At 56.2% G+C, this 14,169-nt stretch carries 14 protein-coding genes; 9 read left to right on the top strand and 5 right to left on the bottom strand.

Annotated features, from left to right (window positions below; all coding sequences use genetic code 11):
• Nucleotides 1-24: 24 nt before the first annotated feature.
• Entirely contained in the window at nt 25-1,242 is a 1,218-nt protein-coding gene (locus ASB66_RS20695; RefSeq protein WP_234614194.1) for an alpha-hydroxy acid oxidase, read from the top strand.
• Nucleotides 1,243-1,280: 38 nt separating this feature from the next.
• On the opposite strand, the gene ASB66_RS20690 is transcribed toward ASB66_RS20695, so the two are convergent.
• A complete protein-coding gene (locus tag ASB66_RS20690; RefSeq protein WP_060717752.1) occupies nt 1,281-2,381 on the bottom strand; it encodes a citrate synthase/methylcitrate synthase in 1,101 nt (366 codons plus the stop codon).
• A gap of 94 nt (nt 2,382-2,475) precedes the next feature.
• Between ASB66_RS20690 and ASB66_RS20685 the strand changes: the two genes are divergently transcribed.
• Complete coding sequence (locus ASB66_RS20685) at nt 2,476-3,657, top strand: citrate/2-methylcitrate synthase (protein ID WP_070165960.1); 1,182 nt, start codon at nt 2,476-2,478, stop codon at nt 3,655-3,657.
• A 165-nt stretch (nt 3,658-3,822) separates the two neighbouring features.
• On the opposite strand, the gene ASB66_RS20680 is transcribed toward ASB66_RS20685, so the two are convergent.
• The gene (locus ASB66_RS20680; protein ID WP_060717753.1) at nt 3,823-4,641 is read right to left on the bottom strand and encodes an alpha/beta fold hydrolase; all 819 of its coding nucleotides are present in this window, start codon (nt 4,639-4,641) and stop codon (nt 3,823-3,825) included.
• Between the two features lie 139 nt (nt 4,642-4,780).
• The gene (locus ASB66_RS20675; protein ID WP_060717754.1) at nt 4,781-5,452 is read right to left on the bottom strand and encodes a TetR/AcrR family transcriptional regulator; all 672 of its coding nucleotides are present in this window, start codon (nt 5,450-5,452) and stop codon (nt 4,781-4,783) included.
• 327 nt (nt 5,453-5,779) lie between these two features.
• Here ASB66_RS20675 and ASB66_RS20670 point away from each other — a divergent pair, with 327 nt between their 5' ends.
• The 7 genes from ASB66_RS20670 (at nt 5,780) to ASB66_RS20640 (ending at nt 12,383) form a co-directional block, all read left to right on the top strand.
• The gene (locus tag ASB66_RS20670) at nt 5,780-6,973 is read left to right on the top strand and encodes an ABC transporter ATP-binding protein (RefSeq protein ID WP_060717755.1); all 1,194 of its coding nucleotides are present in this window, start codon (nt 5,780-5,782) and stop codon (nt 6,971-6,973) included.
• On the top strand, nt 6,957-7,877 hold the full coding sequence (locus tag ASB66_RS20665; protein ID WP_060717756.1) for a carbohydrate ABC transporter permease: 921 nt from the start codon (nt 6,957-6,959) through the stop codon (nt 7,875-7,877). The genes ASB66_RS20670 and ASB66_RS20665 overlap by 17 nt, the downstream gene beginning before the upstream one ends.
• Nucleotides 7,877-8,704 (top strand): carbohydrate ABC transporter permease, encoded by an 828-nt coding sequence (locus ASB66_RS20660; protein WP_060717757.1) that lies wholly within the window; start codon nt 7,877-7,879, stop codon nt 8,702-8,704. Before ASB66_RS20665 ends, ASB66_RS20660 begins: the two co-directional genes overlap by 1 nt.
• A gap of 68 nt (nt 8,705-8,772) precedes the next feature.
• On the top strand, nt 8,773-10,044 hold the full coding sequence (locus tag ASB66_RS20655) for an ABC transporter substrate-binding protein (protein WP_234614186.1): 1,272 nt from the start codon (nt 8,773-8,775) through the stop codon (nt 10,042-10,044).
• Between the two features lie 94 nt (nt 10,045-10,138).
• Complete coding sequence (locus ASB66_RS20650; protein ID WP_060717759.1) at nt 10,139-10,975, top strand: metallophosphoesterase family protein; 837 nt, start codon at nt 10,139-10,141, stop codon at nt 10,973-10,975.
• Nucleotides 10,976-10,984: 9 nt separating this feature from the next.
• Nucleotides 10,985-11,860, top strand: a complete 876-nt coding sequence (locus ASB66_RS20645; protein WP_060717760.1) for a histidinol-phosphatase — start codon at nt 10,985-10,987, stop codon at nt 11,858-11,860.
• Between the two features lie 10 nt (nt 11,861-11,870).
• Nucleotides 11,871-12,383, top strand: coding sequence for a GNAT family N-acetyltransferase (locus tag ASB66_RS20640; protein WP_060717761.1), 513 nt, complete (start codon nt 11,871-11,873; stop codon nt 12,381-12,383).
• A gap of 47 nt (nt 12,384-12,430) precedes the next feature.
• On the opposite strand, the gene ASB66_RS20635 is transcribed toward ASB66_RS20640, so the two are convergent.
• Both ASB66_RS20635 and ASB66_RS20630 read right to left on the bottom strand, forming a co-directional pair.
• Entirely contained in the window at nt 12,431-12,673 is a 243-nt protein-coding gene (locus tag ASB66_RS20635; protein WP_060717762.1) for a hypothetical protein, read from the bottom strand.
• 72 nt (nt 12,674-12,745) lie between these two features.
• Nucleotides 12,746-13,744 (bottom strand): IS5 family transposase, encoded by a 999-nt coding sequence (locus ASB66_RS20630; protein WP_060717763.1) that lies wholly within the window; start codon nt 13,742-13,744, stop codon nt 12,746-12,748.
• Between the last annotated feature and the right edge of the window lie 425 nt (nt 13,745-14,169).

The following is a 14,169-nucleotide window of genomic DNA, read 5'->3' as shown; positions in this document are numbered from 1 at the left end:
GGCAGTGCCGTGGAGGGAGTGAACGTGTCGCTGGGAAAGGGTGTCGGGCCGAACCGGAGACTTCATGGTGTCCTGTCGTTGGACGATTTTGAAGCGCAGGCCAGAAGGCATCTGCCAAAGCCACTGTTTGGCTACATAGCAGGCGCCAGCGAAACCAATGCATCCCTGAGCGCCAACCGGGCGGCATTCGAGGTCTATGGCTTCAAACCGCGGGTTCTGACCAATGTCTCTGCGCGCAGTACCGAAACGACGCTTTTCGGTGAGGGCTATGCCGCACCTTTTGGCATCGCGCCAATGGGTATAAGCGCCCTGATGGCCTATCGTGGTGATCTGGTTTTGGCCAAGGCGGCGCGTGATGCTCGAATTCCAATGGTCATGTCTGGCTCCTCCCTGATCCGTCTTGAGGAGGTTGCTGACGTCGCGCCTAAAAGCTGGTTTCAGGCCTATCTACCCGGTGAGAACGATCGGATCGACGCATTGGTCGATCGTGTCGCTGCCGCTGGCTTTCAGACATTGGTGCTGACAGTGGATACGGCAACACTTGCCAATCGCGAGAACACCATCAGGGCTGGATTTTCCACGCCGCTCCGTCCCAGCCTGCCTCTTCTCTGGCAGGGCCTTTCGCACCCGACATGGAGCATCGGAACCTTTGCCAGAACCTTGGTGAAACATGGTATTCCGCATTTCGAAAATTCCTATGCCACTCGTGGAGCGCCCATCGTTTCCTCGACGGTGGTCAGGGATTTCGGCAAGCGGGATCACCTGGACTGGAGCCATTTCGCCCGTATCAGGGATCGTTGGGCTGGAAAGCTGGTGATCAAGGGGATCATACATGAAGAGGACGCGGCAATTGCGGTGGCTCACGGTGTAGACGGGATCATTGTTTCCAACCATGGTGGGCGTCAGCTGGATGGAACCGTTTCGCCGCCGATTGCGCTGCCCGCCATCGTCGATCGGGTCGCCGGACGGGCGGTGGTTATGCTCGATGGAGGCATTCGGCGAGGAACGGATATCATAAAGGCATTGGCGCTCGGCGCGGCGTTCGTTTTCGTGGGTCGCCCCTTCCTTTACGCGGCAGCGGTTCGGGGAGAGGCAGGTGTTACCAGGGCCATTGATATTCTGAAGGATGAGCTTTACCGCAACATGGCTCTGTTAGGAGTAACGGGTATCGGCCAGATTTCCAAGGATTTGCTTGTCGACAATCGCCGTGGAAATTCAGTCGACAAGAGCCTGTCAGGTTAAACCAGGCAGACTCTCATTTCTTTCCGTTGCGGACAATTTTACCTCGGCTTCGGGCCGATATAGCGGGATTGTGGGCGGATGAGCCGTCCCGCTCTCTCCTGCTCCAATACATGGGCTGTCCAGCCTGCCATCCGTCCAGCCGCGAACACATTGGTGAAACTGTCACGCGGGAAACCGACAGCCTCCAACACAAGTGCAGTGTAGAATTCTACATTGGTTTGTAGCGGGCGAAGTGGTTTCTTCTCCTTGAGAAGCGCCAGGGCTGCCTCTTCTACTTTGCCTGCAAAGGCAATCCGGCTGGAACCGTCCTTCAGAGCGTATACGGCGCCCTTCAGCACGTCGGCACGGGGGTCACGTACACGGTATATCCGGTGGCCGAAGCCCATCAGGCGCTCCCCGCGCGCCAATGCATCGTTCAACCACGGCTCGATTTTTGCATCATCTCCAATCGCATCCAACATATTAAGCACCGGTCCCGGTGCGCCGCCATGAAGAGGACCCTTCAAGGCACAAAGGGCGCCAACGACTGATGAAAAAAGTCCAGCCCCTGTTGACGCAATCACCCGGGCGGTAAACGTGGAGGCGTTCAGTCCATGATCGGCAACCGTGGTCAAGTAGGTGTCAAGCGCCCGCACCTTCTGCGCAGAAGGGACCGCACCGGATACCATGCGCAGGAAATCTTCCGAATGGCCTAGCGAGACATCCGGCGCAATCGGCGCAAGCTCTTGCCTGCTGCGGATGATAGTCGAGGCAAAGACCGGTACAGCTGCGACAGCCACTATATAATGTGGAATTCGTTCGTTATCTGGCAGAGCCGACAATAAAAGGCGTAAAGCCTCGACGGAAGAAACGCCAGGTAGGGCCGGAAGGAGAGGCTGCATCAGTTCGAAAGCGCGCTGCCGCGCACTTCCGAGTTGCTCACGGATATCCCGCGCCGTCACGGATTCCGGTGTCAGTTCAGCCCAAAGAAGCTCCAGCACCTGCTCAAAAGACCACTGCGCCAGGTCCTTTAGATGATGGCCGCGAATGATCAGATCACCCGCCTGGCCATCAACATGGCTGAGGATGGTTTCAGCCGCTACGACGTTATCAAGGCCGGGAGCGGAATTTTCGTGAATAAAAGCAGGCTGGGCAGACATGGTCATCCTCAATCCAACAATGAAATTACGCTTGAGGGTGATGCACCACGCATATATAGTCAATATTGATTGATATAATCAATACAGGATCCTTATGCAGCATTCCGATAAGTTTATAACCGCTGATCGCGCCGCCGCAGCGTTGGGTGTCAGCAGAGCGACCCTTTACGCCTACGTAAGCCGCGGCCTGATCCATACGAGTGGCGCAGAGGACGATCCCCGTCGTAAACTTTACAGCGCGCATGATATCGAGACGCTCAAGAAGCGGAAAAGCGTCGGGCGTCGTCCGGGGCAGGTGGCTGCCGCCACACTCGATTGGGGACTGCCAGTGCTGGAATCCTCAATTACCGAGATTGCTGAAGGGCAGCTGCGCTATCGCGGACAGGACGCACTGGCACTGTCACAAGAGGCTAATCTGGAAGAGATAGCATGTCTGCTATGGGGGTGCGGCGAGGCCAATCCGTTCGAAGATACAAAGGGCACTCCAGTTCCATGGCCTCAGTCTGTTCTTATCCACGCCGCAGACTTGCCGCTGACGGAGCGGTGTCAGATGCTTCTTCCCCTCGTTGAGGCAGGCCGCATGACCACTTGGCGCCGCGACAATCGACGTCTCTGGTCTGGCGCTGCGGTGATGTTACGAACGATTGCCGCAGCCTGCACCTTACGTCAGCCGGAGACGCAGCCGGTTCACCTGTCCCTTGCAGACGCATGGCAGGTGGATGCAGCAGGCGCAGATCTCATCCGTCGCGCCCTTGTGCTTCAGGCCGATCACGAACTCAATGCCTCGGCATTCGCCGTGCGCGTCGTTGCGTCCACGGGTGCCTCACTTGGTGCCTGCCTCAATGCAGGGCTTTCGGCGCTGAGTGGACCCATGCACGGCGGCATGACAAGCCTTGTTGAACGTCTTTTCGATGAACTGGACCGGCATGGTGACGCGGAGCGGGTAATCGATGAACGGCTGCGGAGGGGAGAAACCATTCCCGGCTTCCATCATCCACTCTATCCCGATGGAGATCCGCGCGCGGCTGGTCTGCTCCCGCATCTCCCCCCAAATGAACGACGCGAAGAGCTCTTGCACGTTATGAACGACAGTGCCGGGCAATTGCCAACTTGCGATGTGGCGTTAGTATGTCTGCGGCGAAGCCTTAAACTGCCACGAGGCTCCGCGCTTGCACTCTTCGCCATTGCGCGAACCGTCGGCTGGATCGCTCATGCCTTGGAGCAAAAGCTGGATGACAAACTGATACGACCTCGAGCCCGCTATGTGGGACTGTAGTCTTTTAAGCATTATAAAAGTCTCGATAAGGCTAAGGCATCACCTAGACTTGGTATCAGACATAGGATGCCGCATCAAAACCCAATGTATGATATCAGCCGAAGTCGCTGTCTTCCAAGACGATTTGATGCGCCTTATGCTTTCGCAAGGCGCACCAAAAACGAATTATCCAAGGAACTCGATCAGATCTCGATTGAGCCGGTCTGGAGCCGTGGCAAACAGGCCGTGAGGCTCGCCTTCGTATTCGATAAGTTTGGCACCTGCGATACCATTGGCTGCTGCCCGACCTGCGGGGTCAATCGGTACGGTCTTGTCTGCCGTGCCATGGATGACCAGTGTGGGGATGGTGAACGCGGCAAGATCTGGCCTGAAATCGGTCTTACCAAATGCATCGACACAATCAATTGTCGCTTTGGGGCTGGCCATAACGCCGAGAATGAATGACCAATCCAATACGCCCTGGCTCATCGGACTGGTGACCAGGCCGACGCCGTAGAAGGTCTTGGCAAAGCTCTGAAGAAACGCAAACCGGTCTTTGCGGATGTCCTCCTTCATACCCTCAAATACGCTAGCGTCGACACCCTCAGGATTGCTTGCATCCTTGAGAAGATACGGCGCCACAGAGGCAACCAGCACCGCCTTGGAGACCTTTGAATCCCCGTGTCGCGACAGGTAGCGGGCGATCTCGCCACCACCCATGGAAAAGCCGACGAGCGACACATCCTGAAGTTCGAGGCTATCAATCACGCTGGCGAGGTCATCGGCAAACGTGTCGTAATTGTAGCCATCGGCTGGATGACCTGACTGACCAAAGCCACGACGGTCGTAAGTGATGACGCGAAAGCCCGCTTCCAGCAGAGCGAGTGTCTGATATTCGAACATATCGCCGGTCAAGGGCCATCCATGGATAAGCACCACCGGGCGGCCTTTTCCCATGTCCTTTACGTGCAATTGCGTACCATCTTTCGCTTCGATAAAAGCCATCCTGAACCTCCTTTGATGATGGCAGGCAAACGCCACGAGGAGGATCCTGTTCCATCTCACGGTTGAATTTTGCCTGGCAGCATGCCGGATTATCAGGAGTGCACCTCGTTGCCGGTTCGCGACCGCGACGCCGCGTTTTTCAAGGCTCGTTCCGATCAGGGCTTACGATGGCCAGAACTGTCTGAATGTTGAAAGCGAGGCGCCTTTCCAAGGCCGCTCGCATCATCATTCGCTGCCCGTAGACGATTGAACTGGTGGCTTGGTTGGTGAAATAGTAGTAGCAGATCGAGGTGATCGTCAGGCTCAACTGGATCGGATCAATTCCAAGACGAAAGGTGCCATCCGCCTCACCACGCCGCAGGATGTCATCAACGAGTGGCCGGGAGCTGGCAGCACCTTCCCGGATGGCGCGGGACTTTTTGAAGTGGATGGCTTTCAACTGATTCTCGGAGTTCAGGATGGTAATGAATTCCGGGTGTTCAAGATAATATGTCCAGACGAACGTGACCAAGGCGATCAGCGCGTCGCGCGGTGGTAGCTGATCGAGATTCAACGCCGCCTCGGCGTCCCAGACATCGCGATAGACCTTCTCGATCACCGCCTGATAGAGCAATTCCTTATTGCCGAAATACTGATAGATCATCCGCTTGTTGATCTCTGCCCGTTCTGCAATGGCTTCAACGCGGGTGCCCGTCAGACCATTTGCCGCAAACTCGACAACGGCAGCCTCCAGAATTCGGTTTTGAGACAAATCCGGCCTGCGCGGATGTCGGCGCCGAGGCTGCTTCGTTGCCTGTTTTTCTTCCGTCACGATGACCCTCACTTCAAGATCGGCGTCCTTGCTTCACCCAGACCAAACGGCGATTTCGGCCCGGTCATTGCCAATGTTGGATAAGGCGGTTTTACGGCCTGCGTCAACAGCTTAGAGTGATTTATAAAGTAACCAATTCGTTATTTATGCAATCTATCTCCATAAGAAATATGGATAAAAATATTTTATTTTAGGGGATTTGTCATCGAGTCTTTAAAAAACCCTCTTACATCAGGGGGCGAATTGACTGAGGGCGTTGGCTGAAACATCGCTGTGTTTCGACCCTCGTAATTTTGACGGTGTGATCCGGGAAAAGCAGTGAAGAATATGGTCGGTCATTCCATTGATATCGTTGACCTGGAAAAGCGCTTTGAGCGCGTGCAGGTTCTAAAGCGCATCAACCTTCACATCCGTGAGGGTGAATTCCTGACGCTGCTCGGGCCATCCGGGTGTGGAAAATCGACACTGTTGCGGCTGCTGGCTGGTTTTGAACCTTCCACAGACGGGCATATCATGATCGAAGGACGTGACGTGTCCTCACTGCCGCCGAAGCGACGCGGCATTGCCATGGTTTTCCAGAATTATGCGCTCTATCCGCATATGACGGTCCGTGCGAACCTGGCCATGCCGCTCGAAATGGCGCGGTTGTCGTTCAGCCAGCGCCTGCCGGGGGCCTCGCTTCTGTCATCAAGGGTGCGCAGCATCCGCAACGATATCGAGACGGATATCATCCGGACAGCAAGACAACTTGGCCTCGAAACGTTGATGGATCGCAAGCCTTCACAGCTGTCCGGCGGCCAAAGACAGCGTGTAGCGGTCGGTCGCGCAATGGTCCGGCAACCTGGCGTCTTTCTGATGGACGAGCCACTTTCGAACCTCGATGCGAAGCTGCGCCAGCAGTTACGTGATGAGATCGTGGACCTGCACCGCCGGACTGGCATCACATTCGTTTACGTCACCCACGACCAGACCGAGGCCATGACGATGTCAGATCGGATCGCCGTGATGGAAGGTGGAGAGATCAGGCAGTGTGGAGCACCGGCAGAGATCTACGACCAGCCGAACTATCTTTCCGTCGCACGGTTTGTCGGCACAACGGCGATCAACGAAATGCCGGTGACGGTCAGCAAGGGGGTGGTTTCAATCAATGGACGGGCATTGCAGCTGACATTGCCGGGCATCGCGGATGGTTCATACCAATTGGCGATCCGGCCGGAACGACTGCATCCGACTGAAGATGGAAATGGGGATTTTTCGCTTCGGGTGGAACAGGTGGAGTTCGCGGGCAACGATGTCGGCATCCGGTGCGACGGCACTGAGATCGGTGCTGGTACTGTGCGCGTGCAACTGCGGCCAGAGAGCTTTGCCCGATTGGCGACGGGCCGCAAGATAGGTGAAAGGATTGCGCTGAGGATCGCCTCAGATGCCCCACTCATCTTTGATCAAAGCGGTCGTCGTGTTCCAATGTCGCTTCCTTTGGCAGCTCCGGTGGAGGAGGCATGTTATGACGTCTCTGTCTAATCTGCACTCCCAATCGTCTGCGGTCTCATCAAAGCGCTTCAGTTATGCCGCCATGGCGCATCTCTTTGCGGCTCCGGTCTTCTTTCTGCTGATCGCAACGGTGGTTGCGCCGATCTTCGTCGTGGTCCTGATCAGCTTGACCGATTATCGACTCGGTCGGCTCAGCCTGAATTTCGTCGGCCTTGGCAACTATTACAAAATGATCAATGACCCATTCTTCTGGGCCGCCTTGCGCAACAGCGCACTCTATACGGCAATTGTCGTACCCGTATCGGTGTTCGGTGCGCTGTGTGTTGCCGTGCTGCTCAACGGTCGCCGCCGCTCGCGGCGTTTCTACGAAATCGTCTACTTTCTGCCCGTCACGTCCACACTGACGGCCATGTCCATTGTCTGGAGCTACCTGCTCAATGGCCATATCGGGCCCCTGGCCAGCCTGCTGGAAGCTCTGGGCTTGCCACCCCTCGATTTTTTTGCCGATGGAACGCTTGCGCTGATCGGCCTTGCCATCATCGGCATCTGGCATCTCTTCGGCTTCAATCTCATCCTTTTTCTGGCGGGGCTCACGGTTATTTCAAGCGAGCTGAACGAGGCGTCTGCCCTTGATGGCATGGACGGCTTTTGGGACCGTCTTCGTTACCTGACCTGGCCGCTGTTGGCCCCGACGACGATCATCGTTGTCGTTTTGAGCTGCATACAGTCGTTCCAGGTCTTCGACACGGTAGCGGTTCTGACCAATGGTGGCCCCTATGGCGCAACTGAAATGCTGCTGCACAAGATCAACACGGATACGTTCACAGGCCTGAAAGCAGGTTATGGCAGCGCGCTAACTGTCGTGTATCTCCTGTTGATCGGCACATTTTCGATCGTCCATGTCGGCTTGAGCAACAGAAGGGCGCATTTCTGATGGTTCGCTCTTTGCTTCGTGCCGTGATGTCGCATGCCGTTCTGCTCGGCGGTGCCTTTCTGATGGTCTATCCGTTTTTCTGGATGTGGCGGGCGTCAACGCAGGCCCCGGGGGAGATATTCGGCAGCCTCAATGATGCGCCGCCGATCCTGACATCGATAACGGACAACTATACGCGAGCGCTGTTCGAGTCTCCATTGCCACGGTTTATGCTCAACGGCGTCATCATGACCGGCGGTATCCTGCTGTTCCAGATCCTGACGACGGTCACCTGTGCCTATGCGCTTGCGAAGTTCAGGTTTCGTGGTCAGCACCTTCTTTTCGCGATTGTTCTGATCAGCCTCTCCGTTCCCGCCCAGGCAACCGCCCTGCCGATCTTCATGGTGCTCGCCAAGTTCGGGCTTCTGGATACCTATGCGGGCGTGATGCTGCCCTACCTGACCTCGGGTTTTGCGATCTTCATGTTCTATCAGTTCATTCGCTCGTTCCCCGACGAGATTCTTCTGGCTGCACGGCTGGACGGGATGAGCGAGATCGAAATCGTCGTTCGCATCATTCTGCCAGCGATGAAACCCGCCATTGCCGCATTCGCGATCTTCTCGATCACCTTTCATTGGAACGATCTCTATTGGCCAATGATCGTGATCAGATCCATCGATCTGTCACCACCGACGCTCGGCCTCCTGTTTTTCCGGAGCCAGGAAGGCGGAGACAGCTTCGGGCCTTTAATGGCCTGCGCGACCCTGATCACCGGACCGCTGATCCTGTTGTTCCTCGCTGCACAGCGCGGATTCGTTCAGGGCGTTACGATGACCGGCGTCAAGTGATGCGGACCTGCCCGGCGGCCACCGGGCAGGTCCGAAAGTCAAGACCACTTCACCTTGTAGGAACCACCATGAAAATGAAAAACATCTTCGCGGCTGCGGCCCTGACCATCGCCGGTACCACATCGGCTTTCGCCGCTGATCCCGTCACGCTGACCTTCTATCACACACGGCTTGCATTTATGCAGCCTATTCTGGAGGGTTTCAAGAAGGCACATCCTGAGATCATCATCAAAGAGCAGGCACCAGCCGAAAACTACAGCGCTGGTGACCAAAGCGTCATTCGTGGAATGATGACGGGCTCGACGCCGGATGTCTATCTCGCGTCTTACTCCTCCATTCCTAGCCTTGTGGGCGTGATGAAGGATCGGGGCGAGACAAGCTCGCTCGATCCGCTGCTGGATAAGGAAGGGAAGGACTGGCAGGCGGCCAATTATGCGCCGGCCATTCTCGACCTCGCAAAAGTCGATGGTCAACAGTATGCGATGCCATTTACGGCCTCCCTGCCGCTTCTCTACGTCAACAAGGATTTGGTCGAAAAGGCTGGTGGCAATGTCGATCAGTTCCCGACCACGTGGGATGGCGTCATTGATCTGGCTGCCAAGATCAGCAAGCTTGGCAATGGTGTTTCGGGCATCGGTTTCTCCGTCGGTGGATTGAGCGATGACTGGTACTGGCAGATGATGGTAATGAGCGCTGGCGACCAGATGCTTGATGCCAAGGCCACCGGCATTGGTTATGATAACAAGGCGGGGCTGGAAGCACTGCGCATCACCCAGGATCTGGCGGTCAAGACGGGCATGTCCGTTTATGCCGACCCCAAGCCTGCGCAGCAGCAGTTCTTTGCCGGGAAGATTGGCATCGTCGTGGAGTCGCCGTCCGATCTCGTGGCTTACGAGACCGCCATCGGCGACCGCTTCACCATGCGCACCGTCCGCTTCCCGCTGATCGACGCCAAGAAGGGCGGCCTGCCGGCTGGCGGTAATGCCCTGATGGTGTTTTCCAAGGATGCCGCCAAGCGCGCTGCCGCCTGGGAGTTCGTCAAATACATGACCAGCGCCTCGGTTCAGGCTGAAGTCTCAAAGACAAGCGGTTACATGCCGGTCAACGTCCAGGCTGCCAAGGCGCTCGAGGGTTTTTATGCAGAGCATCCAAACTTCCAGACGGTCTTCAAGTCGATGAATGCCGCCATGCCGTGGTTTGCCTATCCGAAGAATACGGCGGATGGCGTGTGGAAGGGCGTTGCTCCGGTTCTGGACCAATTGCAGCGGGGCAAGATCACGCCCGAGGCTGCCATGCCGAAAATTCGTGAGCATGTCGCGGCTGTGATGGCGGCGAAATAATGCAAGCCGGGGCGCACCCTTCGGTGCGCCCCACCTGCCGCCAGCTTATGCGCAGTGATCGGCAGTTGCAGATTAAAGCGTCCAAGGAAAGATAATGAAAATAGCGATCCTGGCCGATCCTCACATCGGCTCTCAAAACGACATATTCGTCGAAAACTGGAAGGCGGCGGTTAAAACCGTCAACGGCTGTGACGATGTGGGACTGGCAATTGTTCTCGGCGATCTGACGTTGGATGGTGCAAATCTCGAGGCAGATCTGGCATTTGGCGCGGCTGAACTCAAGGAAATCACGGCTCCGGTTCTCGTCCTGCCGGGCAATCATGATGTTGGCGATATTGCCAGTGACAGCGTGCAGCCCGCAAATGAGGCGCGTCTCGCGGCCTGGGAGAAGCATTTTGGCGCCTGGGCCTGGCACAGCGACGCTGCTGAGGGCTGGAGGCTGATCGGCCTGAACAGCCAGATTATCGGCTCGGGCCTGCTAGCCGAGGAGCAGCAATGGGCAGCCTTGGAGCGCATGTTGACCGAGCGGGGCAACCGTAAACCGGTCTTGTTTCTCCACATGCCTCTCTTTCTTGAAGACTGGAACGAAGCCGACAGGCCTGCATGGGCGCTGAAGACACAAGACCGTCTGCGGTTGCAGCGGCTGATCGCCGAGCACGGCGTGTTTGCGGTGATCTCAGGCCATATGCATCGCACGCTGCATCTGCGGCAGAAGGATGAGCCGGTGTTAATCTGGACGCCTGCATCCAGCTTTCTGGCCCGCGACGAATCCATGCCGAGCCAGCCAGGCAAAGAGCTGCTGGGCGTGACATTGCTGGACTTCGGCAAGGATGATATCTCGGTTGAATTCATGGCTATAGATGGGCTGATGAAGAGCTATATCGAGGATTACAAGGGTTCGATCTATCGCTCGCCTGCGAAAACGGCCTGAGGACACGCTATGACTTGGTTTAGTTATCACGGCGGACACAGCGGACAATTCTGCGACCATGCGAAATCCACCCTTGCTGAGGTCATCGAAACGGCAATCGACCGCGGTTTTACCCATTACGGCCTGAGCGAACACTGCCCGCGATATCGCGAAGAAGATCTTTATCCCGGCGAAGAAAGGTTAGGGGTTGCGGGTCTTGTGCGGCAGTTCGCCGATTATGTCGATCACGCATTCAAGCTTCGTGACGCCTATGCGGACCGGATCGAGTTGCTGATCGGTTTTGAGACTGAGAAATTGCCGCCGGATACCTGGCTTGCGAAGATGAAAGCTATACGGGACGCTCATCCATTCGATTACATTGTCGGCAGTGTCCATGATATCGACGGATGTTGGCTCGATTACTCTGCCCAATCGACCGAGGCTCTCAAGCAGGAACTGGGTGGCACCGATGCCCTGCAGATCGCCTATTTCCGGTCGGCAACCGACATGGTGCAGCGCCTTCGTCCAGATGTCGTTGCCCATCTCGATCTTGTTCGAAAATTTGAGCCAGCCAGCTTCGAATTTTCCCCGGCGGTTCTGCGCGAGGTGGACATTCTTCTCGAAGCGATCAAGGCCTATGGCGGCATATTGGATGTGAACTGCGCCGCATTTCGCAATGGCTACGGCCCGGTTTACCCCCTGCCGCACATACTCAAACGTGCTTGCCATATGGGTATCCGCGTGACGCTGGGTGATGACAGCCACGGCGTGGACACCGTGGGCGTTGGGCTTGAGCAGTCCGTTGCAGCGATCCGAGCCGCTGGCTTTGAGAGCATTGCCTATCTAACGCGTGCCAATGGATGGCTCCAGGCTGACATAGACGATGTCGTACCCGGAAAAATCTGAGAGCGTTGCGATGCCAGCACTTCCTGCGCTTACCATCCGGCCCGCAACCCGGGATGACATCGATTTCGTCATGCGTGTCGAACGGCTCCCCGGCTATCCAGAGCGCGTGGGTACCTATTCGGTTCAGGAACATGAAAGCCGAATGGCTGACCCCACCTGCAAATATCTGATCGGCGTGTGTGTAGAAAAGCCCGTTGGCTTCGTGGTGTTGAGGCCGGACGACGGCATGGGGAATGTCGTAATTCGACGTGTCGCCGTTGAGCGGTCCGGGAGCGGCATGGGCAGCGCGTTTATGCAGCGTATCTGCGCTGATGTTTTCTCAGATCCGACAATTGGTCGCCTGATTCTCGATGTCCTTCCGTCAAACACGATTGCACGGCGCGTCTATACCAAACTGGGTTTTATCGAGGAGGGACTGATGCGCAGCGCGTTGCGCTACCCGGATGGCCGTCGCGCCGATTTGCTTTTGATGGCGCTTCTGCGCGACGACTGGCTCGGAGTGGATTCGGTGCTGGTTCGTTAGAGCATTTCCAGAGGTAAAACCACCTCACACTTTTCCTAAGGTAAACTCTAGGTTTCGATCCGGACTGGAATTGCTTTCGATGCGGGTGTCTTCGACATCTCGTCATGATGATCAATGGCGATCAGCACATTGGCTTCAGGATAATAAGTGCCGATCGTCCCTTTTGGCAGATTATGAGCGGTGACCGTCAAGCCACCGAGCTCTCTGCGAACGCCGTCGCCGAAATCGCTGACGAGTGTGACAACCTGCCCCGGTTTAAGTCCCGATGTCGCGATATCGCTTTCGCACATCAACAGGACGTCGCGAGTGGGCGTTGGTGCGCGGCTCAGCTATCAGCGGAGCTCGTTCTTTGATGGGTCCGCTTATTTGGCTGCTCCTGCCGAGGCTCGGCAACGAACGGATTTCGGGCGTCCGCAGGCGAGCATTCGGTTAAGAAGTGCAACGCCGATCGCAGCTTCGGTCTGTTGAGCGAGGAATGACCGAGCGCGCATACGCTGTCCAATGACGCCTTTATATCGACCCATCGCGGTTTCAACCAATGCTCGTTTGCCATAGCCGGTAGATGCTTGCCATTTAAGCTGGCCGTCTATCTGCACGGATGCGATGTGGTCGTGTCTCTGGCAGGACGCCTGGGCGTTGGGCTTTTCAACCGCATTCGAGCGCGGTGGAATGACTACCCTTGCGCCTGGGCTGTGACGCAGGACAACGTCATAGCTGGGAGCGCCATCATAGGCTCCATCCGCAGTGAACTGATCAATCTCATTGTTGATCTGATCTAGCAAAGGTTCCAGCTGCGAGGCATCGCCAGTTTCTTGATCTGTCAGGCTATGGGCAATGATCTCGCCACTGTCGGCATCAACCGCCAGGTGCAGTTTTCGCCAGCTGCGGCGGGACTTTACGCCATGCTTCTCCTCGAGCCATTGGCCGGCGCCATAGACCTTGAGCCCAGTACTGTCGACCAGAACATGAATGGGGCCGTCCGCCACATGCGGCCGGTCGTTGCCTCTGGCCGATGGCTTCCAGGTTCTGGCCCGTCGGCTCAGCGTGGTGTGATCGGGCACAGGCAAATCCAATCCCATCATGTCCAGCACCGAACTCAGCAGGCCTTCGCTCTGGCGCAAACGCAGCCCAAACACCATGCCCAGCATCAGCGTCGTTTCGATCGCCAGATCCGAATAGAGAGGCTGGCCACCACGCGTCCTGCGACGTGGCGCTGCCCAGCCCGCCAGAGCATCCGGGGTTATCCAAAGAGTCAAACTGCCACGGCGGCGAAGGCCCGCCTCATACTCCGCCCAGTTCGTCACCTTGAACTTCATTTTACCGATGTGATGGCGGCGGGAGGCGTTATGTTTGTGCGGCATCCGGGATCAATCAACCTATTTTCGATCTCGGCCGCATAGATGCAAAACGTTGAAATTTGGATCCTTGCACCAACTCCAAGCTGATTAGCTCATCTCGATTGTGGTCAGTATGCCGATGAGAACCACATCGACATTGGCCGGATGCTGCGGGAAATTTAACAAGGCAGTCACTACGTGTAAGCCGAATTCGTCGGATCTTGCCTATAAAAAGTTCACCAAAAAACTGTCCGTACCAATTAAGATCAGGATTATTCTGAGCGCTTAGAAGTTTTATGTATAAAGTTCCATAATAAATATTATCTAACTTTTGTATGTAGCTGGGGTGGGTTCAAGGATGAAGTGCGACTTGCAATAGATAACAAAGGTTTATCGTTTGCAAGGAAAGCGCAATGAAACGCACCTACTCCCATATCGACTTGGACGAA

This window comes from Gillisella vitis (assembly GCF_001541345.2).
Lineage (GTDB): Bacteria > Pseudomonadota > Alphaproteobacteria > Rhizobiales > Rhizobiaceae > Allorhizobium > Allorhizobium vitis.
This window is presented reverse-complemented; position numbering and strand designations above follow the sequence as displayed.

Bases quoted from the DNA above. Each gene is read 5' to 3' on its own strand.
- ASB66_RS20655 (WP_234614186.1), top strand. From the start codon at position 8,773: ATGAAAATGAAAAACATCTTCGCGGCTGCGGCCCTGACCATCGCCGGT.
- ASB66_RS20635 (WP_060717762.1), bottom strand. From the start codon at position 12,673: ATGTGCGAAAGCGATATCGCGACATCGGGACTTAAACCGGGGCAGGTT.
- ASB66_RS20665 (WP_060717756.1), top strand. From the start codon at position 6,957: ATGACGTCTCTGTCTAATCTGCACTCCCAATCGTCTGCGGTCTCATCA.
- ASB66_RS20640 (WP_060717761.1), top strand. From the start codon at position 11,871: ATGCCAGCACTTCCTGCGCTTACCATCCGGCCCGCAACCCGGGATGAC.
- ASB66_RS20690 (WP_060717752.1), bottom strand. From the start codon at position 2,381: ATGTCTGCCCAGCCTGCTTTTATTCACGAAAATTCCGCTCCCGGCCTT.
- ASB66_RS20645 (WP_060717760.1), top strand. From the start codon at position 10,985: ATGACTTGGTTTAGTTATCACGGCGGACACAGCGGACAATTCTGCGAC.
- ASB66_RS20630 (WP_060717763.1), bottom strand. From the start codon at position 13,744: ATGCCGCACAAACATAACGCCTCCCGCCGCCATCACATCGGTAAAATG.
- ASB66_RS20685 (WP_070165960.1), top strand. From the start codon at position 2,476: ATGCAGCATTCCGATAAGTTTATAACCGCTGATCGCGCCGCCGCAGCG.
- ASB66_RS20670 (WP_060717755.1), top strand. From the start codon at position 5,780: ATGGTCGGTCATTCCATTGATATCGTTGACCTGGAAAAGCGCTTTGAG.
- ASB66_RS20680 (WP_060717753.1), bottom strand. From the start codon at position 4,641: ATGGCTTTTATCGAAGCGAAAGATGGTACGCAATTGCACGTAAAGGAC.
- ASB66_RS20650 (WP_060717759.1), top strand. From the start codon at position 10,139: ATGAAAATAGCGATCCTGGCCGATCCTCACATCGGCTCTCAAAACGAC.
- ASB66_RS20660 (WP_060717757.1), top strand. From the start codon at position 7,877: ATGGTTCGCTCTTTGCTTCGTGCCGTGATGTCGCATGCCGTTCTGCTC.